We start from the raw sequence: 425 nt of genomic DNA on the forward strand, positions 1-425 counted from the left end.
GAAAATTACAAAGTATATACAACTTCAGACGAAAATGCGGTTATTGAACAAATTTTAATTTCGGAAGATTCATTAATCCTATCTTTTGCTGGAGGTGCTATATACGAAAAATTTATTGAAATCATACCATACTTACAAATAGAAGACGAAGCGGCAATTAAAAATGCAAATCCAACTATGCCAAGTCAAAATCAACCGAATGAGTCTTTAGTTTCAAAAGCTAAGGAACTCGAAGAACAAGGTCTTGCTGATAGAGTAATTTATGGAGAATTGTCTAAAATTTATGACCAAGTTCAATATGTCGTTAAAATAAATGGATCGTTTATTATAGAATTTAATGGAATTGATATCTATAATAAAGATAACGTTCTAAGAGTTAGATATAACAAAGTTGTTGTCATTGACGCACAAATTGAAGATGATAA

General features: G+C 29.6%; 1 protein-coding gene. It reads left to right on the forward strand.

Translation table 11 applies throughout. From position 1 onward, the window contains the following. On the forward strand, positions 1-425 hold a 425-nt coding region (locus CYJ57_RS07725; protein WP_101954783.1), incomplete at both ends, for a hypothetical protein.

The organism is Falseniella ignava (assembly GCF_002847645.1).
Taxonomy (GTDB): Bacteria; Bacillota; Bacilli; order Lactobacillales; family Aerococcaceae; genus Falseniella; species Falseniella ignava.